Here is a 25,289-nt window from a genome sequence, read left to right on the forward strand (position 1 = left end):
TAATAATTGAAAAATTAAAAGAATTATAAAGTTTTTACCTTCTCTTTCTTCTATTTGATTGTTTTGAATTTCTTCTTGATGTAGATGATTTTTTTCTAAATGCAGCACTTTTCTTATTGAAGTTTGTCACTTTTACTTCTTCCTTTTTCTTGGCTTGTTTTGGCTTCTTTTTTTCAACATCTATCGAAGCTTCTTCTGTTTTAGATGAAGTCGCTATCATTTTATTGATTTCTTTCATCTCATCTGAAGTTAATTCTCTCCAATCTCCTACTTTCAAATTTCCTAAGGAAACATTCATAATACGTTCTCTTTTCAATTTAGTTACTTCATAATCTAAATATTCACACATTCGACGTATTTGTCTATTCAATCCTTGTGTTAAAATAATTTGAAAAGTAAAATCGCCTAACTTTTTTACTTTACATTTTTGAGTTACAGTTCCTAAAATTGGAATTCCATTACTCATTTTGGTTATAAAATCGTCAGTTATTTTTTTATTTACCGAAACAATATATTCTTTTTCATGATTGTTCCCTGCTCTCAATATTTTATTTACAATATCTCCATCGTTTGTTAAAAAGATTAATCCTTGCGATGGTTTATCTAAACGTCCTATTGGAAATAACCTTTCTGGATGTCCTACAAACTTTACAATATTTTTTTTCTCTTTACTATCGGTAGTACAAACTATTCCCACAGGCTTATTTAAGGCTATATACAGCGTTTTTGGTTTTGCTTGTAGTAATCGTCCATCCACTCTAACTTCATCTCCTTCAAATACTCTATTTCCTAATTGAGCTACCTTTTTATTTATGGTTACTCTACCAGCCACAATAAATTTTTCTGCGTCTCTACGAGAACAAATACCTGTACTACTTATAAACTTATTGAGATTTGTTGAATTTTGATTCCTATTTTCCATTAATGCAAAGAAAAAGAAAATCCTCAAGTTTTAGCTTGAGGATTTCTATTATATTATTAGATTTCTTTAAAATATAATCATTTTTTGAGTACATCTTGCCAAACTTGGCCTTCTGTCATAATCAAAACCTAATGTTATCATATGTGTACCGTAATTAAAATCTTGTGTTTTATTAACGTTTATACTAAATCCATATGACATGTATAAGTTGTTCTTTTTAAGACCAAATAAAGGCGCTATTGCATTTGGTTGAAAGAATTGATCGTTTAAGAAAGTATAACTTAGTCCTGCCCACACATATCCATCTCTAATTCCTTTTCTTGCCTTAACGTTTAAATCTGTTCTAGATCTTTTATCTGCTTCATAATATTCTACAAGAACAGATGGTTCTAGCTCAAATCGATTACTTATTCTAGCCATTACAAAAGATGAATAAATTGTATATCGTCTTAAAGTTTTAGGTTCATCTAATGTAAAATTATCTATTTTCTTATCTAATAGGTTATTCACATTGGCACTAATGCTAAAGCGTTCGTAACGATAAAGTAAACCTACATCAAAGTTTGAATTCGTTATTGATCTATTTGGCAATGTTTGATTCGTATTGTTTTGAGAAGTATCAATACCAAACTGAACAAAATTATAACTCAATGCAAATGATAAAAAGCTATCATGAAAATTACTTAACGTTAAGTGACTTGCAAAAGATAATTTAGCTCCTTGTTGTGTTGTAAAACCATTTTTATCATTAAAAATGGTTAAACCTCCACCAAATCTATCTGCTAATCTTGCTTCAACGGTTATAGACTGTGTATCTGGTGCTCCTTTTACACCAATCCATTGACTAACTCCATTCAATCTAACCTGTAACCCCGCACCAATACCTGCAAAGGTTGGAGATATTAAAAAGGGGTTATCTGCCATATGATTTATGTACTGAGGTAAATTTACCTCCTGAGCAACTAATTTTACACTAGAAATTACGATGCTTGCTATTATTAATATTTTTCTCATTCTTATCTGTATAGTGTAAAGTGACCCATTATTTTCTTCTCTTCACCTGATAACTCATTATAGTAAATAGTATACCAGTAATCTCCAGATGGTAAAGGTTTTCCTTCATATAATCCATCCCATCCTTGCTGAACTCCTTGGAAGTTTTGAATCTTTCTTGCATACCTATCATAAATAAATACTCTTAGGTTATGGTAATCTTCAACTTCTAAAGGATACCAATAATCATTTATTCCATCTCCATCTGGTGTAAATATATTTGGAACTGTTATTGTAACATATACTCCTCTAACTGTTAATGTTAATTCACATCCTCTAGCATCTCTTACTGTAATAGTATAATCTTTAGTTTGTAAGATTGTAAATTCATTATCACTTCCCATATCAACTCCATCTACTGTAAAGTTATATGGCGGTAAACCGAAGTCTACATTAGCAATTAACTTATTCTTTTGAGAATCATCAATAGTCATAGTCAAGGCTTGTATATCTTGAATATCTATTGGGTTACTTGTTGAACTCTCTGAACAAGCTGTTACTGTATGAGTTGCTGTTACTGTATATCCATTACCAGCTGCAACATCAATAAACTCTCCTGTTGTATTTGTTGTTACTGCTGTACCACTTCCATCAAATAACGTATAAGACATCGAATTCTTATATTGATCATCAACAATTGCTTTAATTATATTTCCTGATGGACATGTATATTCAAAATCAACTGTTAACCTTAGATCTACAGGATCTATTGTAGTTAAAGGTGATAATGCTTTTGGCGCACATCCTCCTCCACTATCTCTTACGCTTATTACATAAACTGTATTTGCAGCAATACCTTCTGCACTACCTAATGTAATTTGGTTTTGAGAATATGGTGTTGCTAACTCTACGTTGTTTATACTAATAAAGTAAGGTTGCGTTCCTCCTTGAACATCTACTGTAATTGTAGGTGTAGGATCATTTAAACATGTTTGCTCTGTTACATTAACCAATCCAATATTTAATTCTGTTGGCTCTGTAATGATAACTTGTATTGGAGCTAATGGACATCCTATTACATCTTTAATAGTTATCATATATTCTCCAGCAGATAAGTTTTCAAATACATTATTCTTCACGTACTTATCGGCAGGGAATTCTGGTCTATCTGGTACAGCTGTAATGTTGTACTCGTAATCTCCATTTCCATCAAAAGCATTAACAGTAATAGAACCTGTATTTCCTCCGAAACATGTTACGTGAGTTGGTACTGCGTTACCACTTAATGGTAATGGCTGTGTAATTTGATGCTCTGCAGTTTCTGTTGTACAAACATCTCCTGCAGCATTTGTACTTCTTACAGCTATTCTATAAATACCTACATCGATACCTCCAAATGAGTTAGATTGTTGCCATCCACTAATTACTGCATTTGTATTATCTAATAATTGATATTCGTAATTACCAAATCCTCCTGTAACATTTGCTGATAATACAGCATTACTATCTCCATTACAAGTAATAATTGCCGCACTTGTATCTAAAGTAGCTGTTAAAGCTTCATATGGGTCAATTGTTATTGTAGTTGGATCAGAGATACATAATTGGTTATCTCTTACATAGAACTGATGCTCTCCCGCTCCTACATTAAATATTGGGTTGTTAACGAAGTTAATTCCATCGTTACTATACATGTATGGACCATTACCTCCAGATCCTGTTACTTCAACAGAAGCTTGTGGTCTGTTACAAGTAATATCTGCTGTAATATTAGCTGTTGCTGTTGCTTCAGTTGGGTCAACAATATTAATTGGACCTACTCTTCCATCACAAGAATATCCATCAGATACAATCACTGAATATCCATTACCTGCTGGTAAATTAGTGAATATAGGTGATGCTTGACTTGTTGTTCTTGTTCCATCTGGTAACTCTAATACATAAGTATATGTTAATGGTGCTGCTTGTAATTGACCTCCTGTTACACCTGTAACTTCAATCGTAGCTGTACTTTCTCCAATACAATCGTTTGGCGTTACTGTAAATGCACCTGTAATTGTTGTTCCTGCATCTAATTGGAACGTTATTACTTCTGTACAATTGTTAACATCTCTAACTGTTGCTTGATAATTACCTGCTGTTAAACCTGTAATAGCATCATTATTATTATAAGCTTGAACTGTTGTTCCAGTTGTTAAATTAACTAATTCATATTCGTAAACTCCCCAACCTCCTTGTGCAGTTAATTTAACTTCACCTGAGTCTGCTTGGTTACACTTTAAATATGTCAATGCATGTGCTAATGTTAAATCATTTGCTGGCTGATCTATTGTAAAGTTAGCAGATCTAGCAGAACAGAATGGTGAATTTGGCATAGTTATAACCGCATAGTAATTACCTGCTGGTAAATTATTAATTGTTGTTGTAACATTTCCTGTTCCATTTCCTGTTATTCCAGTTGTTGCTCCACCTACATTAAATATCTCATAAGTATAAATATCTGCATATGGTGTTACTGGGTTGAAACTTAAGTCAACACTTCCATTTCCACCGAAACATGCTCTTTGGATATTATCTACAATTAATTCAAACTCTGGCGCATCTCCAACTATATGAGCTGTTGATAAAATACATCCTGTTACTGGGTGAGTAATAGTTATTGTATAATTATCTGTTGCTAATCCAGTAAATGTCGCTGCATCTGTTGCTACTGGTACTACTTGTGTTGCTGTAAATCCTGTAGCTGCTCCCGTTATCGTATAACTTGCATTTGCTATATCTGGATTTATCTTAACTGTAATATCTTCTCCTGTAGCACAATCAATTGCTTTAGTTACTGTGATTGTTGCATCTATTAATCTTTCGAATGGTTGAATTGCAACTGTTTCTGTATCAATACATCCTTTATCATCGAATATTGTTATAGACACATTTCCTCCTGCTTCATTAGTAACTCCAAAACTAAATGATGTACTGTCTTGAGTAATATCATCAGTTGTATCTCCTGGTGTTCCATTATCATATACAAATATTGCTCTAACATAAGTTCCTGTTCCTCCAGTAATGTTAGCTGGATTTACTGTTACTGTTGCATTATTTGTTGTATTTCCTGTTGTACATCCAAACTCTGTTACTGTTATAGCTGCTGAGGCATCTACTATTGCATTTTCAGAAATAGTTACTACTACATCTGTTGTACAACTGTTTGTTCCTGTTCCTCTTATTGTATAAACTGCTGCTGCTAAATTCGAATACGTCTGTGATGCTGCATCAAATGTAGCTCCTGCCGCTGCTGCTGCTGGTACTGAACTTATTGTATATGCTAATGGTAAGATTCCATTATCAGTTGCTGTTAACTGAATTACTCCTGTTGAATCTCCATTACAAATATCATTCGTCGTTGCTACTGCTGTAAAATCTGGCTGTAACGCTGGTTGAATTTCTATTGTCTTGTTGATTGAACAGTTTGGTGTGGCTCCTACATCTGTAATCGTTACCGTATAAGTATCTGCTACTGTTGGATTAAACACTAATGGATTTGTTGCCATCGCTGTTTGTGCAACTAAAGTTCCACTTACTGCTCCTACTACTTCATACTCATAGTTTCCTGATCCTGATAATACATTTAAGCTTACTGCTGCTGCAGGTGTTCCTGAACAATCTAACTTCTTTGTCTCTGTTAATGAGAAGTCTAAGTTTGGTGAAATTGTAACATTAGTTGGTGTTCCTGCATCACAACTATTAGAATCTCTTACATTAACTACATATAAAGCTCCGCCTAAGTTTGTAAACGTATGCGTAGTGGCTGTTAATGTTTGACTCGCTACTACTGTTCCACCTACTGTTAAGCTATAAACATAAGTTCCTGTTCCTCCTGCTGCTGTTACTGTAATACTTCCTCCTGTACTTGAATCACAAACATTGTCATTCTCTGTTACTGTGAATGTTACTGGTGTTGGTGTTGGTACATTTACTGTAGCTTCACTTGTACATCCATTTGCATCTCTTACTCTAATTCTATAGTCTCCTGATGCTAATCCTGTAAATACATTGTTATTACTATAGGTATAAGTACCTACAACTCCTCCTGCTAAGAACTCTAATTGGTAATCATAACTTCCCCAACCATCTGTTCCGGTTGCTGTGATTGTTCCATCTGAGCCTCCATTACAACTTACTGGTGGATTTACTACTCCACTTACTCCTAATGCTGCTGCTGGTCCTTGAATTTCAAAGTTTGGAGATTGTACTGGACAGAATGGACTATCTGTCATAGTTACTGAAACATAATAATTTCCTGCTCCTAAACCTGTTAATGACTCTACTACATTTCCTACTCCATTTCCTGTTATTCCTGTTGTTACTCCTCCTACATTGAAAATTTCATATGTATAATTTCCTGTATACGGTGTACTTGTACTAAAGATTAACTCTGAACTTCCTGTTGTTGTTCCAAAACATGTTACATTTTGAATATTATCTATATCTAATGTAAATGTTGGTGCTGATTCTACTATATGAGCCGTTGATAAGATACATCCTGTTACTGGGTGAGTAATAGTGATTGTATAGTTATCTGTTGCTAATCCTGTAAATGTCGCTGAATCTGTTGCTACTGGTACTACTTGTGTTGCTGTAAACCCTGTTCCTGCTCCCGTTATCGTATAACTTGCATTTGCTATATCTGGATTTATCTTAACTGTAATATCTTCTCCTGTAGCACAATCAATTGCTTTAGTTACTGTGATTGTTGCATCTATTAATCTTTCGAATGGTTGAATTGCAACTGTTTCTGTATCAATACATCCTTTATCATCGAATATTGTTATAGACACATTTCCTCCTGCTTCATTAGTAACTCCAAAACTAAATGATGTACTGTCTTGAGTAATATCATCAGTTGTATCTCCTGGTGTTCCATTATCATATACAAATATTGCTCTAACATAAGTTCCTGTTCCTCCAGTAATGTTAGCTGGATTTACTGTTACTGTTGCATTATTTGTTGTATTTCCTGTTGTACATCCAAACTCTGTTACTGTTATAGCTGCTGAGGCATCTACTATTGCATTTTCAGAAATAGTTACTACTACATCTGTTGTACAACTGTTTGTTCCTGTTCCTCTTATTGTATAAACTGCTGCTGCTAAATTCGAATACGTCTGTGATGCTGCATCAAATGTAGCTCCTGCCGCTGCTGCTGCTGGTACTGAACTTATTGTATATGCTAATGGTAAGATTCCATTATCAGTTGCTGTTAACTGAATTACTCCTGTTGAATCTCCATTACAAATATCATTCGTCGTTGCTACTGCTGTAAAATCTGGCTGTAACGCTGGTTGAATTTCTATTGTCTTGTTGATTGAACAGTTTGGTGTGGCTCCTACATCTGTAATCGTTACCGTATAAGTATCTGCTACTGTTGGATTAAACACTAATGGATTTGTTGCCATCGCTGTTTGTGCAACTAAAGTTCCACTTACTGCTCCTACTACTTCATACTCATAGTTTCCTGATCCTGATAATACATTTAAGCTTACTGCTGCTGCAGGTGTTCCTGAACAATCTAACTTCTTTGTCTCTGTTAATGAGAAGTCTAAGTTTGGTGAAATTGTAACATTAGTTGGTGTTCCTGCATCACAACTATTAGAATCTCTTACATTAACTACATATAAAGCTCCGCCTAAGTTTGTAAACGTATGCGTAGTGGCTGTTAATGTTTGACTCGCTACTACTGTTCCACCTACTGTTAAGCTATAAACATAAGTTCCTGTTCCTCCTGCTGCTGTTACTGTAATACTTCCTCCTGTACTTGAATCACAAACATTGTCATTCTCTGTTACTGTGAATGTTACTGGTGTTGGTGTTGGTACATTTACTGTAGCTTCACTTGTACATCCATTTGCATCTCTTACTCTAATTCTATAGTCTCCTGATGCTAATCCTGTAAATACATTGTTATTACTATAGGTATAAGTACCTACAACTCCTCCTGCTAAGAACTCTAATTGGTAATCATAACTTCCCCAACCATCTGTTCCGGTTGCTGTGATTGTTCCATCTGAGCCTCCATTACAACTTACTGGTGGATTTACTACTCCACTTACTCCTAATGCTGCTGCTGGTCCTTGAATTTCAAAGTTTGGAGATTGTACTGGACAGAATGGACTATCTGTCATAGTTACTGAAACATAATAATTTCCTGCTCCTAAACCTGTTAATGACTCTACTACATTTCCTACTCCATTTCCTGTTATTCCTGTTGTTACTCCTCCTACATTGAAAATTTCATATGTATAATTTCCTGTATACGGTGTACTTGTACTAAAGATTAACTCTGAACTTCCTGTTGTTGTTCCAAAACATGTTACATTTTGAATATTATCTATATCTAATGTAAATGTTGGTGCTGATTCTACTATATGAGCCGTTGATAAGATACATCCTGTTACTGGGTGAGTAATAGTGATTGTATAGTTATCTGTTGCTAATCCTGTAAATGTCGCTGAATCTGTTGCTACTGGTACTACTTGTGTTGCTGTAAACCCTGTTCCTGCTCCCGTTATCGTATAACTTGCATTTGCTATATCTGGATTTATCTTAACTGTAATATCTTCTCCTGTAGCACAATCAATTGCTTTAGTTACTGTAATTGTTGCATCTATTAATCTTTCAAATGGTTGGATAGTAGCTCCTACTGTTCCTAAACATCCTTTATCATCATATACATTTATTGTATAGTTTCCTCCTGCTTCATTTGTTGATGTATAAACAAAGCTTCCACTATCTTGAAGAACTGTTCCTGTTCCTGAATCAATAAATTCTACTCGTACAAATGTTCCTGTTCCTCCTGTTATACTTGCTGGATCTACAGTTATTGTTGCATTATTTGTTGTATTTCCTGTTGTACATCCAAATTCTGCTACTGTTACTGCTCCTGAAACATCTATCGTTGCATTTTCTGAAATAGTTACTACTACATCTGTTGTACAACTGTTTGTTCCTGTTCCTCTTATTGTATAAACTGCTGCTGCTAAATTCGAATACGTCTGTGTTCCTGCATTAAATACTGCTGCTGTTGCTGCCGCTGCTGGTACTGAACTTATTGTATATGTTAATGGTAATATTCCATTATCAGCTGCTGTTAACTGAATTACTCCTGTTGAATCTCCATTACAAATATCATTCGTCGTTGCTACTGCTGTAAAATCTGGCTGTAACGCTGGCTGAATTTCTATTGTCTTGTTAATTGAACAGTTTGGTGTGGCTCCTACATCTGTAATTGTTACTGTATAAGTATCTGCTACTGTTGGATTAAACACTAATGGATTCGTTGCCATCGCTGTTTGTGCAACTAAAGTTCCACTTACTGCTCCTACTACTTCATACTCATAGTTTCCTGATCCTGATAATACATTTAAGCTTACTGCTGCTGCTGGTGTTCCTGAACAATCTAACTTCTTAGTCTCTGTTAATGAGAAGTCTAAGTTTGGTGAAATTGTAACATTAGTTGGTGTTCCTGCATCACAACTATTAGAATCTCTTACATTAACTACATATAAAGCTCCGCCTAAGTTTGTAAACGTATGCGTAGTGGCTGTTAATGCTTGACTCGCTACTACTGTTCCACCTACTGTTAAACTATAAACATAAGTTCCTGTTCCTCCTGCTGCTGTTACTGTAATACTTCCTCCTGTACTTGAATCACAAACATTGTCGTTCTCAGCTACTGTGAATGTTACTAGTGTTGGGTTTGGTATATTCACTGTCTGTGATCTTGGACATCCATTTGCATCTCTTACTCTAATTCTATAGTCTCCTGGAGCTAATCCTGTAAATACATTATTATTACTATAGGTATAACCTCCAATTACATTATTAGCTAAATCTTCTAATTGATATTGGTAACTTCCCCAACCTCCAGTTGCACTGGCAGTTATTGTTCCGTCTGATCCTCCATTACAACTTACTGGTGGATTTACTACCCCACTAACTAATAATGGATTTGCTGGTTCTTCAATTGTAAAGTTAGCTGACCTCGCTGTACAGAAAGGTGCTCCTGTTGAAGTTAATGTAGCAATTACATAATATTCTCCTGCAGGTAAATTTGCAATTGGTGAATTTCCTGTCTGTCCATTTACGGTTCTGAAAGGTGCATTTGTAGCCGCTATATATACAATATAATCATAGTTTCCTGCATATGGTGTAGCTGGACTGAAATCTAATAATGCACTACCATCATCATTTGTTCTACATGTTTCATTAGTAACATCTGATATTAATATGTCAAATTGTGGAGCTACTCCAACAGTATGGAAAGTTTCTAACTCACATCCTGTCGTTGGATTTTCAATTGTTATTTTATATTCTCCAGTAGGTAAATTATCAAAATCTCCCGTTGTATTTGTTACTGCTGCATACACAGTTCCATTTATTCCTTCAATTGTAAAGTTTGCAGTTACTGCTGCTACCGAAGTATAAGTAACTGTAATATCTTCACCTGTATTACAAGTAATATCGTTATCTACTGTTACTATAGGTGCGCTAATTGCATTAAACTGTGTTATATTGGTATTTACTGTTCCTGAAGAACATCCTTGGTCATCATATACAACAATAGTTACAGGTCCTCCAGAAGTGTTTGTTGTTGTAAAACTTAAACTAGCACTATCTTGAGTTTCTACCGCTCCTGTTGCTGGTGTATATGTAAATACTACTCTAGTATATGTACCTGTTCCACCCGTTGTTCCTGCTGGTAATGTTACAGTAGCACTATTTACTACATTTCCTGTTGTACATTCAAACTCTGTTACATCTGGCGTTGATGGTACAATTGGATTTAAATCTCTAATTTCTACTACTTGTTCTGTAAAACAACTATTTACAGTTGAAGTTCCTCTAATTGTGTAATTACCTGCTGGTAAATTACTAAATACAACTCCCGCTGCTGAAGAAATCGTTCCTGCTGCTGCTGGATCTGGAGTAATAGTATAGTTTAATGGTAAAATTCCATTATCTATAGTAGTTATTGTAATTTCTCCTGTACTTGCTCCATCACAAATATCATTTACTGTAGCCGCTGCTGTAAAGTTAGGCTCTACTCTTGCTGCAATGTCTATTGTTTTTGTTACTGAACAATTTGGTGTTTCAGCTGTATCATAAATAGTTACAGTATATGTTCCTGCTGTTGTTGGATTGAAAGTTAAAGGATTTGTTCCTAAAGCTGTTCTTGCAACTACTGCACTCGGCCCCGCTATTTCATATTCATAATTAGCTAATGCTGAACCTGAAGTAACATTAATTTCTACTGCTGCTTCTGGAGTACCAGAACAATCAATATTTTTAGTCTGAACTAATGTAAAGTCTAATGGAGCTTGTATAGTTGTTGCTACCGTAGGACTTGTACAACCATTCGCATCTCTTACTATTACATTATAACTTGCAGGAGTTAATCCTTCTGCTAAATATGTTGTACTAGTTGTAGGAGTACTATATGTTGTACCTCCATCTGTAGAATATTGGTATGGTGGTGTTCCACTTCCTGCAGTAATTGTAATTGTTTTGTTTGCATCACAACTATTCGGTACCGCTGCTACTGTAGGAGAAGGACTTAAGTTTAATGTAACTGTTCCTAGACTAACTGGCCCACATCCATTAATATCTTGAGCAAATGCTTCTACAGTTATTGGTGCTCCTGTTACTGTAGCGTCGTCAACAGTAATTGTATTACCTGTTAAAACACCAGTAGCATTAGTAACAGTATAGGTATAGGTATAATTACCAAAACCTCCTGTTACATTTTCTATTCTTACCAATCCATCTACATCACAAGTAATATCATTCACTTTTGTTACTGTTCCCGTAATTGGTGTTCCTGCTCGTATTTCTGCATCTAACCCTCCAAAATCACAAGTTCCAGTATCATTTGTTACTTGTAGATAGTAAATTCCTTGAGGTAAACCTGTTACTACTATATCAGCAAAACCAGTTTGTGCTACATTTGTATATGCTGCTGAAAACGGAGAACCAACATTAGTTACTGGATCTCTTTGATATAATGTCCATGTAAAGTCATTAGATAAATCTCCACTTGTATTATCTATTGAAAAAGTTATTTGTCCTGTTGTTCCTCCAAAACATGATTGATTATTTACTACTGAAGTAATTGGGACTGTTGGTGTAAAATCCGCATATACATCTTCATCATTTTGTTCTATACAACCAGAACTAGTATCTCTTACATAAAAAACATAACTTAAACCTGGCACCAAGTTATTATAAGTTCTAGTAGTAGTAGGATCTAGTGCTCCTGGTCCACTGGCATCAGCTGGTTGCCAACCACTTGGTGAATTAATAGCAAACTCAAATGGTCCTACACCATTAATAGCTTGTACTGTTACACTGAATCCTCCCGCACAACCTACTGGGTTTGCTACTGGATCTACAATTAAACCAGTAACTTGGAAAGGTATTGTATATGTATTTAAAACAGTTAAACAACGTACTGTTACTCCATCTGTATCTAAAATTCTAATAGCTGGATACACATCCGTTCCTAAATCTATCCCTGTAAATACAGGAGATGTTTGCCAAGTAACTCCATTATCTTTACTAAACTCTAAAGTATAAGGTGCAACAACTGGTAATGACGCTACATTAAATTCAAATCCAAAAAGTGATTCATTTCCTGTAAACACCGTACCACACGCTGGTACTATAGGATCAATTGTTGCTGTTAATACTGGAGGATCAGTTAATGTTACTGTTTCAGTATCAGTACAACCTAATGCATCAGTTATAGTAATTGTATACGTTTCTGCAACTAAATTGTTGAAACTCGTACTTGTTCCTGTAAAACCATTAACAGTATTATTATAACCTGCTCCATTTGTTACAACTATTGTATGTGGTCCTTGTCCAGTACCTGCATTTATTTGTAAATCAATACTTCCCGTATCTCCATTACATGTAGGTTGATTTCCTGTAACTGTTAAAGCAACATTTGGTATTTGATTTACTACAACATCTTCTATAATAAATTGACAATATGGTGCTGTTCCATTATTATCTCTTACATATACATCATATGTACCGTTTCCAGTTGCTATTGGGTTTGTATTATTGAATGTTCCATCAGCTGGTTGCGCAGCATTTGCCGCTACTAAAGAGAACACATAACTACCTGCTCCTCCTGTTGGATTTACTAATATTTGACCTGTATTACAACTTGCATCTGTAACAGTTGCTGTTGCTAATAATTGAGGATTTATAATATGGTTATTTGTTGTTGTTGTACAACCTAAACCATCCTGTACAGTTACACTATAAGTTCCGTTTGTTAAACCTGTAAATGTATAGGTATTAGTTGCTGATCCTTGTAATGGTCCACCATTTAAACTAAATTGGTAATTACCACCACCTGAAGTAACTGTAACTACTAATTCTCCATTTGTTCCATCATAACATACTTGTGGCACAACATCAAACGCTACCGCTGATGGTGAGTTTACAGTTACTGTTGCCGAAGAAGTACAATTGTTTGCATCTTCTATATTAATAGTATAGGCTGTTCCACTTGCTGCAACTCCTGTAAATACAGGTGATGTTTGCCAAGCTCCTCCATTTATATTATATCTGTATGGTGCTGTTCCTCCAGCAGGTGTAGCTTCAATTGTTGCTCCTGTTGGTGCTGCACAACTCGCTTCTTTTGTTATTGCTGCCGTAACTGATAAAACTGTAGGGTCTGCTAAAATTACAGTACCTATTGTTCTAGTACATGCTGCTGGCGAACTGTTATCTGGTCTTACCATTACAGTTTGACTTCCTGCCGATAAACCTGTTATTGTAAACGGGTTTGAAGTTGTAGTATTCCAGTTAGTCCCTCCATCTGTTGAATAATCAAAATTACCTGTAACATTGATTGCTTCAATTGTAATTGTTCCATCATTTGAAGCATTACAATTATTTCCTGTACTAGCTGTAATTGTAGCATCAAATGCGTTATTAGGTTCAACATTTACTGAAATATCTGTTGTACAACCACTTCCATAACCTACAGTTATTGTATGTGGACCTACTGCAACATTACTGAAAGTTGCTGTTGCTTGAGTAGCCCCTCCATCTAAACTATAAGTATAAACTCCTGCTGGTGCAGTAGTCACAGTAATATTTCCAGTTCCATCACAATTATATGTAATTGTATTTCCTAATGTTGGTGCTGTTGGTAATGCAGCAATAGTAACATCGTTTAAATTTAAAATACAACCATTTGCATCTACTACTCTAGTATTATAAGTACCTGCAGCTAAGTTTGACACCGAAGTTCCAACCACTTGAGTGTAAACTGCATCAGTAGATAATTTATAGAAATATGAATATGCTGTTGTACCACCTGTTGGTGCTGTAAATGTTATTCCTCCTAATATTGTACCTCCTGCAGCGTTACATGCTAAATCTGTAGCTGCTGCTGATCCTCCTGCTAATGCTGTTGGCGCTGCAACTGTTACTGTTGAAGCTGCTGTTGCACATCCGTTAGCATCAGTTATAATAACTTCATAAGTATCTGAAACTAATCCTGTAAACGATACATTATTCGTATTTAAGCCTGCTTGGTTACTTGTAAATGGTCCTGTTGTACTATTAATGGTAGCACTAAATGGTGCCGTACCATCTGATATTACAACATTTACGGTTCCATTATCCCCATTACAGTTTGGTTGAACTACCGAAGTAGTAATTGTTGGATCTGTAATTCGCTGGATTGTTACAGTTTCCGTTACTTGACAGAAATCTGCTCCTCCATTTTTATCTCGTACGTAAACATCCCATGTTCCCGCAGCTACATTTACTGGATTCGTTGTATTGAAATCCCCTGCTGTTACTGCTGTTCCACTGGTAACTACTGCAAATTGATAATTACTATCTCCTCCTGTTGGATTAATTGTTATCGTTCCTGTATTACAGGTCTCATCTACTAACGTTGTTGTTAATCCTAATTGTGGATTTAATACGTGAGTTGTCTGAGTTGATAAACATCCTGATCCATCTCGTACATCTATTGTATACGTATTTGGTGTTAAGCCTGAAAATGTATAAGTTGTTGCTGTTGATGGAGTTGGTGTTTGCCATGGTCCTCCATCTAAACTAAATTGGTAATCTCCGTTTCCTTGTGTTACCGTTACAACTATCTCTCCATTACTTCCATTATAACATTGTGTTACTGTAGCTGTATGAGTTACTGTATCTGGTGCATTTACCGTAATTGTTGCATTACTTGTTGAGGCACAGTTTCTACTATCTCTTGCTGTAATAGTATAAGCTGTTCCACTTGCTGCTACATCTGTAAATACTCCTGAGTTTTGCCATGTTGCTCCACCGTCAATACTATACTCATATGGTGCTGTTCCTCCTGTTGCTACTGCTTCTATTGTTGCTCCTGTTGGTGCAGCACATGTTGCTGGTTTTGTAATCGTTGCTGTTACTCCTACCGCTGCTGGTTCTGATATTGTTACTGTTCCTAAATTTAATGGACACGTTAACAATCCTACTGTAGCTCGTACTCGAACATCGTGTGTAATATTATCTAATCCTGTAATTGTTACTGGATTTACTGTTGTATTTACCCAGTTTGCTCCGCCATCAATACTATAATCATATGACGCTCCTCCATAATTTGAAGCATTTATAGTAATTGTTCCATCATCTGCATTATTACATGTACTATCTGTATTTCCTGTAATACTTGCTGTAAATTCTTGACCTGCTGCTACGTTTACAATAATATCTTCTGTACACGAACTTCCATAATTTACTGTAAATGTGTGTGACCCTACTGATACATTATTAAATACATTGTTCGCTTGTGCTGCTCCACCATCTAAACTATAGGTATACGTTCCTACATTTGGTGTAATCGTTACATTTCCTGTTCCATCACAATTGTATGCTATTGAACTTCCTAATGTCGGTGCTGTTGGTAATGGTGCTATTGTGATACTTGGTAAAGTAAATTCACAATTATTAGCATCTCTTATTACTAATGCATAAGTAGCATCTGTTAAATTTGGTTTTACTGGATTATTTGAAAATACTCCATCAATACCATAAGTATATGGTGCTGTTCCTCCTGTTGGAGTAGCAAATGTTATAACTCCTTGTTGTACACATGTATAAGGTTGTGTTATACTTGCTGTTCCTGTTAATGCGTTTGGCGCTGCAACTGTTACTGTTGAAGCTGCTGTTGCACATCCGTTGGCATCAGTTATGATAACTTCATATGTATCTGAAGCTAATCCTGTAAACGATACGTTATTCGTATTTAAGCCTGCTTGGTTACTTGTAAATGGTCCTGTCGTACTATTAATTGTAGCACTAAATGGTGCCGTACCATCTGATATTACAACATTTACGGTTCCATTATCTCCATTACAGTTTGGTTGAACTACCGAAGTAGTTATCGTTGGATCAGTAATTCGCTGGATCGTTACAGTTTCCATTACTTGACAGAAATCTGTTCCTCCATTTTTATCTCGTACGTAAACATCCCATGTTCCCGCAGCTACATTTACTGGATTCGTTGTATTGAAATCTCCTGCTGTTACTGCTGTTCCACTGGTAACTACTGCAAATTGATAATTACTATCTCCTCCTGTTGGATTAATTGTTATCGTTCCTGTATTACAGGTCTCATCTACTAACGTTGTTGTTAATCCTAATTGTGGATTTAATGTATGCGTAGATTGTGCTGATACACACCCTGATCCATCTCGTACATCTATTGTATACGTATTTGGTGTTAACCCTGAGAATGTATAAGTTGTTGCTGTTGATGGAGTTGGTGTTTGCCATGGTCCTCCATCTAAACTAAATTGGTAATCTCCGTTTCCTTGTGTTACCGTTACAACTATTTCTCCATTACTTCCATTATAACATTGTGTTACTGTAGCTGTATGAGTTACTGTATCTGGTGCATTTACCGTAATTGTTGCATTACTTGTTGATGCACAGTTTCTACTATCTCTTGCTGTAATAGTATAAGCTGTTCCACTTGCTGCTACATCTGTAAATACTCCTGAGTTTTGCCATGTTGCTCCACCATCAATACTATATTCATATGGTGCTGTTCCTCCTGTTGCTACTGCTTCTATTGTTGCTCCTGTTGGTGCAGCACATGTTGCTGGTTTTGTGATCGTTGCTGTTACTCCTACCGCTGCTGGTTCTGATATTGTTACTGTTCCTAAATTTAATGGACACGTTAACAATCCTACTGTAGCTCGTACTCGAACATCGTGCGTAATATTATCTAATCCTGTAATTGTTACTGGATTTACTGTTGTATTTACCCAGTTTGTTCCACCATCAATACTATAATCATAAGATACTCCTCCATAATTTGAAGCATTTATAGTAATTGTTCCATCATCTGCATTATTACATGTACTATCAGTATTTCCTGTTATAGTTGCTGTAAACTCTTGACCTGCTGCTACATTTACAATAATATCTTCTGTACATGAACTTCCATAATCTACTGTAAATGTATGTGATCCTACTGATACATTATTAAATACATTGCTCGCTTGCGCTGCTCCACCATCTAAACTATAGGTATACGTTCCTACATTTGGTGTAATCGTTACATTTCCTGTTCCATCACAATTGTATGCTATTGAACTTCCTAGTGTTGGTGCTGTTGGTAATGGTGCTATTGTGATACTTGGTAAAGTAAATTCACAATTATTAGCATCTCTTATTACTAATGCATAAGTAGCATCTGTTAAATTTGGTTTTACTGGATTATTTGAAAATACTCCATCAATACCATAAGTATATGGTGCTGTTCCTCCTGTTGGGGTTGCAAATGTTATAACTCCCTGTTGCACACATGTGTATGGTTGTGTTATACTTGCTGTTCCTGTTAATGCGTTTGGTGCTGCAACTGTTACTGTTGAAGCTGCTGTTGCACATCCGTTAGCATCAGTTATAATAACTTCATAAGTATCTGAAGCTAATCCTGTAAACGATACATTATTCGTATTTAAGCCTGCTTGGTTACTTGTAAATGGTCCTGTTGTACTATTAATGGTAGCACTAAATGGTGCGGTACCATCTGATATTACAACATTTACGGTTCCATTATCTCCATTACAGTTTGGTTGAACTACCGAAGTAGTTATCGTTGGATCAGTAATTCGCTGGATCGTTACAGTTTCCATTACTTGACAGAAATCTGTTCCTCCATTTTTATCTCGTACGTAAACATCCCAAGTTCCCGCAGCTACATTTACTGGATTCGTTGTATTGAAATCTCCTACTGTTACAGCTGTTCCACTGGTAACTACTGCAAATTGATAATTACTATCTCCTCCTGTTGGATTAATTGTTATCGTTCCTGTATTACAGGTCTCATCTACTAACGTTGTTGTTAATCCTAATTGTGGATTTAATACGTGAGTTGTTTGAGTTGATAAACATCCTGATCCATCTCGTACATCTACTGTATATGTATTTGGTGTTAATCCTGAGAATGTATAAGTTGTTCCTGTTGATGGAGTTGGCGTTTGCCATGGTCCTCCATTTAAACTAAATTGATAATCTCCATTTCCTTGTGTAACATTTACTACAATTTCTCCATTACTTCCATCATAACATTGTGTTACAGTACCTGTATGAGTTACTGTTTGTGGTGGATCTACTGTTACACTTACTGGTACACAACTATTTCTTGCTATTGTAATTTGTACATTATCAATTAAGTTTCCTACACTTAAACTTCCTGTTGCTGTAGATACTGCGTCAAAAGCAATAACTGTTGTAGACTGCCCTACTGGTACAGTATATGTTCCTGAATATACTCCCCAAGCAGAAGTACCATCTGTCATTGTTTCAACAACTGGTGCTGTAGCTAAGTCTCCTCCAATTCTAACAGAAGCCACATCTACTCCACTTCTACCTCTATGTGCTACTGACCAATTAATTACATCTCCTGGCTCTGTACAATATTCTTGATATAATGACCCTGGATTTCTAGCATTTAACTCAGCTAATGCAACTCCATCATGTGGTGTTACTCCTAAGAAATTATTATACCAAATTTCAATTCTATTTGAAGGATCTGTTGTATCCCATCCTGGTACATCATCTTCATTTCTCTGACGGAAACCTGTAGAACCTAATGCTGGTGATTCAAAACTACCATTCTCAAATAAGTTTGCTGTACAACCACACTCATTACAACTTCTACTATCTCGTACCATTACGATATAATCTGTTGCACTTGGTGCTACATTAGTAAACACTGGTGAACTTTGCCAAGTTGCTCCTCCATCAATACTGAATGTATATGGTGGTGTACCTCCTCCATTTGTTACAGCCGTAATTGTTGCTCCTGTACTCGCTCCATTACAAACTGCTGCTTGTGTTACTGATGCAGATAATGTTAATTCTGGCGGTTCAGAAATTGTAACAGTACCTAAATCAACATCACAATTTAATACGCCAGAAGTCTCTCTTACGAATACATGATAGGTTCCTGCTGCTAATCCAACAACTCTATATGGGTTATCTGCAGTAGACGACCAAGTTGTTCCTCCATCTGTAGAATATTCATAACTACCTCCTGTAAAATTATTTGCTGAAATTGTTATTGTTCCATTATCAGAACCATTACACTCACTATCAGTACTTCCAACTACACTTCCTGTGAATGCCTGACCTGAAGCAACATTTACAACGATATCTTCTGTACAAGCACTTCCATAACTAACTGTAAATGTATGTGCTCCTACTGCTACATTATTAAATACATTATTTGATTGAGCCGCTCCTCCATCTAAACTATAGGTATACGTTCCAACATTTGGTGTTATTGTTACATTAGCTGTTCCATCACAATTATAAACAATAGAACTTCCTAAGGTAGGTGCAGCTGGTAATGCCCCTATTGTTACATCATTTAAATCTCTTGAACAACCATTTGCATCTTCTACTCTTGTGTTATATGTTCCTGCTGGTAAATTAGAAACTGTAGTTCCTGCTGCTACACTAAAAGTAGCCGCTCCAGTTAATCTATAATAATATGTATAAGCTCCCGTACCTCCTGTTGGAGCTGTAAATGTTAAAGTACCTAATATTGTAGCTCCAGCTGCATTACATGAAAGATCTGTAGCTGCAACGCTACCACCTGCTAAAGCTGTTGGCTCATTAATAGCAATATTTGTAATTTCATAATTACATTGATAACCTGTTTTTGAAGCTCTTATAGTTACTGTATAATTTGCATTTGCTGCTAAATTATTGAAAACACCTGTTGTATTCCAATTAGTACCTCCATCTAAACTATATTCAATTGGAGCAAAACCTAAGTCACTTCCTACAACATTTACCTCTATTCTACCATCTGTTAAACCACTACATGAAATGTTTGTTGCTGTATGTGTAAATTGTAGTGGTGGTTCTACATTTATTGTTACTGGACCTGATATTGTAGAACAGTTATTACTATCTACTACAAGAAAAGTATAAGTACCTTCCTGTCCGTTTACAACATTAAAAGTTGTACTTGTAAAATAGTCTGTAGAAGGAATAGCTGCAATACTTGCATGTAAATTTACACCGTCTTTAGACCAAACTGCAAAAGAATAACTATCTCCTGTGTTTATGGTACCTCCACTAGCATTTAATGTTATTATTCCATCTGAAGTTCCATTTAAACAAGAAATATCTTTAGTAGCAACAGGATTTAAATTAAGTTCTGCTGGTTCTACAATAGTTACCATTTCTGTAGCTGTACAATCTGGAGTTGAAACTGTTACTGTATAAACTCCTCCATCTGTTACATTAAATGTATGATCATTATTAGCTACAGGTCCAAAAGTAGCAACTGTTGCTCCACCTTGTGTTAAGGTATAGGTATAGTCACCGGGTACATTATTTGCTTGAATTCTTATTTGTGCTTGTTCATTAGCACATTGCATATTTGTTGTAATTACATCTAGGTCTATAGTTTCCTCTTGAATATTAATTGAAGGGAAAGTATATGTACATGCCGCAGCAGCAGAACCTGCTAAACGGATTGATAAATCATAATCACCTGGTTGTGTTACTGTAAATGTATTACCTGTTTGGAAAGGAGCATTGAATCCTCCTGGTCCTGTTAAGCTATACTCATAACCTACAGGAATATTATTTATTGTAATATCTGCTGAGGCTCCACAAAGAATATCTTCTTTTACTATATTAGGATTTAAAGTTGCTTTGTATACATTAAAATAATATTGTTCAGGACATTGTCCATCATATAATACATCTAACCTATATTCTCCTGCATCACTAAACGTTCTTGTTAATTCAGTTCCTAAGCTATTCCAAGTACATGCTGAATTTACATTTGCACATCCTGCAACAGTTTGATCTGGACAAGAAGATTCATCTAATTGAAACCATTGTACTGTTGTTGCAGAACCTGCTGCAAAGGGTAAATTTATTTGTCTTGTACTACCATCTCCACATAAATATATTTCAGCTAAAGCTTCTCCATTACTAGGACATGAGGTTAAAATTTGATCTGCAAAACCTGTTAATGGATTAGGTTGTGTATTAAAAGCAATTACATTAATTGTTTCTGTACTATCAATACAACCCACTGGTGCTGTTTTTGTTACAATATATGTACCTGCTTGGTTAACTGTTAGCGTTTGACTCGTTCCAATAACAGTTCCTGGATTATTTGCATTCACCCATGAATATGATGTAAATCCATTTCCTGCAACTAAATCTGTATCAGAACCACATAATATTTGATCTCTTTCAAATGTACATCCAGAAGTATCAACTAAGAAATTTGAAGTTCCTACAATACCAAAATTACAAGCATCAATTCCTGCAAAACTTGGCTCATTTATAACTCTTGGTGTTCCTCCTTCATCACTATCATAATTAGCAAAAGCTTGGTTTTCAATACGATTAGAACAAACATCTCTTAAATCGTTACAACTAGAAACTACTTGAACTTTTATTTTTATTTCATAAGCTGGATCACCTTCCTCAACCATACTATCAGGTATATTGAAACGTAATTCTCCTCTAAAACCATTTGCTGCAGCTGGTGGTGTGTACGTATAATTCGCAGCAGTTAATCCTGCTGGTAAAATTAAATCTGACTCTATTAAATCAACATTCTTAGGTAATAAGTCTACAATTTCTGTATTTAATGCATTATCCGTACCTACATTCTGAAATCTAACCGTATAAAATAGTTCATTACCTAAACCTACTGGAGCACCAGAAATATCATTTCCTGCTGCATCTTCAATAGTTTTAATCATTTGTATTTTAGGCTCAATAATCTCAACAGACAAAGCATTTAAAAAAGCCCAATAAACATCTCCTGTGGTAGTAAATCGTAAACTAGCGCTAGTTTGATTATTTGCTATAACTCTATTATTGTTATTCCTTAAGTTATATAGATCAACATCAAATCCTAAGGTATTTTCACTATCAGGTGTTCTATCTGTTAAAAATGCATCATTCTCACTTATAGAACCATTAAAGAAGTTATAATCATAATTCCACCCATTCCATGTTCTTGGATTTATATTTGGAGTAAATTGATTTACATAATTACCATTGGTGTTTTGTATCTGAAAACTATCATTAGGAATACTTCTATCTCCTTCTAAAGCTCCTACTAAAACTTTTGCTCTTACTGGTCCTACAGGAATTGTTTGAAAACCAGAATACGATATGGTCGCATTATTAAAACCATCAATAGTTGCAAAACCATCAAAAACAGAAATATTCTTACTTGATAAGTTTTCATTTTCATAAATCACAACCATGGTCCAACCACCAGCACCTCCTAATCCATTTGGATCATCTCCAACAACTGCTTTTATATCTGCAGCAAAATAATCACCATTTGCATTAGTTCCTAACGCTGCTAATAAAGGAGTTACATCACTATAACATACATAAGGCTTTTGTGTGGCTATACCATCATCATAAAGTATAGTACCTGTTATATTTCTATAGTTTACATCTCCAGGTATTTTAAACTTAATTTCATTAAAGTTCGTAACTCTTGGTTCTTGATTTGCCCATGTTTCATACGGATATACTCCCCCCCAATATAATCCTGCATACACAACTTTAGAACAAGCAGGTAAATTTAATCCTGCTCTTGAAGATGAAAACGTAGATGGATCACCATCAATATCAATATAATTCATAAATAGACTTCCATTGGAAGAAAATCCATCATAAGGTACATCTGGTGTATTAGCTCCAGAATCTCTACTTAATATATTGTTGGCTATAAATGTTATATCTCCTCTCAAGTTGATACCTCCAGCTCCTAAACGGTTGGTAAACGCAACGTCTGGTCTCTGACTTATTTCAACTGAAGGTCTATCTTCTTGATAATTTACTTTTTTCTCTTGAGCAAATAGTAAATTTATTTGCCAAAACATTATTATAATTAATAGTAATCTTTTCATCATAATAGGGGGAATTTAATTATTGGGGATAATTAGTGTACCTAAACTTTAACTATTTTACGTTTATTATAGATTTTCTATCATAAAAAGCGCCATCTAAATTGCTTTCATACAATCGTATTGCTTCTTTTCGATCTTGGGTCTTCGCTATATATATATGCATATATCCTGTTGCTGGATTTATAAAATATCCTGCATCTATGTTATCATTTCTTAATTCGTCTACGTTTCTGTCTGCCAACGATTTTTTAGAATTTACGTAAACAACAATATAATAAGCTGGTTCTACTCCTTGCATTTTTGCCATCGTACGTACTCTTGCTGGTGGTTGTTTTTTAGGTTCTTTATAACTATCTCCTTCTTTTCCAATAGTTAACTTCCTAATATATACACCATCCTTACTATTCTTTTTTACCTTAATTGACGACTCGTCGTTCTTATCACTATTTTTTTCAAAGAATCTTGTTCCTCCACCAAATTCTTTTTCTAATTTTTCTTCTGCATCTTCTTTTTTCGCAAATCTATCTAAATAGACCCAATATATTTTTGATTTTGGTTCAAAAATAGATTTGGCTTCGTATCCTAACTTAGCCCATTTATCTATTAGAGGCTGCACTCGTTCTTGATTTTTATACCTATCTGCAATAATGTAATACATTGTTCCACCTCCACCAACGTGGGTTATTGTGCTTTGTCTCCATGGTTTATTAGACCTTCTTCTTAAAGAAGTATCCTTTTCATTCGTTTTATTTTGAACAGGCGTATTAACTTTTATTGGTTCTGGTTGATTCTTTAATAAACGTAAAATTTGATCTACTTTTTTATTTAAGATATCAATAGAATCCTGTGCTTTTTGGATTTCATCTGATAAATCGTTATGTTCAGGATTGTTATATTCTTGTCTTTTTGTTCCTCTAGTAGGTAAAGTAACTTTCACATTACCTCCTCTTCTTGTTGGACGATCTCTAGTAAAGTATTTTTTACCAAAGTTATATATCAACCCAATTTCATTTGTTGCTGCAAAGTCACTCTTCTCATATGTAAATCCAATAGCTAAACTTTCAGAAATATTTACTCCAATTCCTGCTGAGATACCATAAGTTTTATCATAACCTGCTTTAATCCATCCAGCTTTAGGTAAATCTAAAATAGCATTACCTCCTGCACTAAATGTTCCTTCTCCTGGTTTTCTTGCGATTGCTAACACTCTTAAATCTGCTCCTTCGAAAATACCAGAAGCATAGGTAAACTCATGAGAATACATTGCATGTGCTGAGTATGTTTTTTCACCAAAAGAAGTAGCCATCTCGCTACTTTTTAAATTAAAATCCACTAAATTCTCAAAAAACACTCCTACATCAAACTTGCCAAACGATAGAGTTACCGCGGGCTGAAAATTAATAATTGGAATGTCTTGAAAATTTGCTACTTGTGGATCGGGTACTGTTGAATTCACTTTTAAAGCATCAGCACTTCTACGGCTGTATAAAAAGTTAAACCCAAAAGTTAAATCCATATTATCGTTTAACTGTAAACGATGTGCATAATTTGCCAAGGCACCAAAATCTTTAAAAACTCCTACTTCTTGCTGGTAAATAGCCAATCCTGCTCCAACGTTTTCACGCATTTTCCCAGAATAAGTTCCTAAATACAATCTTGGATTATCTTCAAAAGCCACATTACTATTACGTACTATAGCTGTAATTGATGTTTTATTTTCTCTTAAAGCTGAAAAAGTAGGAACTGTTAAAAAACGATTAAACTTCATAAAATTCCTTGAAGTAAAACTATTGTATTGTTGCGCACTATTAGATACCTGCGCTTCTAACGAAAACGTAGTTACTAATAATAACATGTATACTATATATTTTTTAATCATC

General features: G+C 35.2%; 4 protein-coding genes. All 4 read right to left on the bottom strand.

Annotated features, from left to right (window positions below; translation table 11 throughout):
* Positions 1 to 34 precede the first annotated feature (34 nt).
* The gene (gene rluF, locus ACOQN8_RS17525) at positions 35 to 922 is read right to left on the bottom strand and encodes a 23S rRNA pseudouridine(2604) synthase RluF (protein WP_420553784.1); all 888 of its coding nucleotides are present in this window, start codon (positions 920 to 922) and stop codon (positions 35 to 37) included.
* A 66-nt stretch (positions 923 to 988) separates the two neighbouring features.
* Entirely contained in the window at positions 989 to 1,936 is a 948-nt protein-coding gene (locus ACOQN8_RS17530; RefSeq protein ID WP_272149412.1) for a PorP/SprF family type IX secretion system membrane protein, read from the bottom strand.
* A 2-nt stretch (positions 1,937 to 1,938) separates the two neighbouring features.
* Positions 1,939 to 23,412: a T9SS type B sorting domain-containing protein gene (locus tag ACOQN8_RS17535; protein ID WP_420553682.1), complete on the bottom strand. Its 21,474-nt coding sequence runs from the start codon at positions 23,410 to 23,412 to the stop codon at positions 1,939 to 1,941.
* Positions 23,413 to 23,461: 49 nt separating this feature from the next.
* A complete protein-coding gene (locus tag ACOQN8_RS17540; protein ID WP_420553683.1) occupies positions 23,462 to 25,288 on the bottom strand; it encodes a PorP/SprF family type IX secretion system membrane protein in 1,827 nt (608 codons plus the stop codon).
* Position 25,289: the final 1 nt, after the last annotated feature.

Source organism: Tenacibaculum aiptasiae, from assembly GCF_965221665.1.
Classification (GTDB): Bacteria; Bacteroidota; Bacteroidia; order Flavobacteriales; family Flavobacteriaceae; genus Polaribacter; species Polaribacter aiptasiae.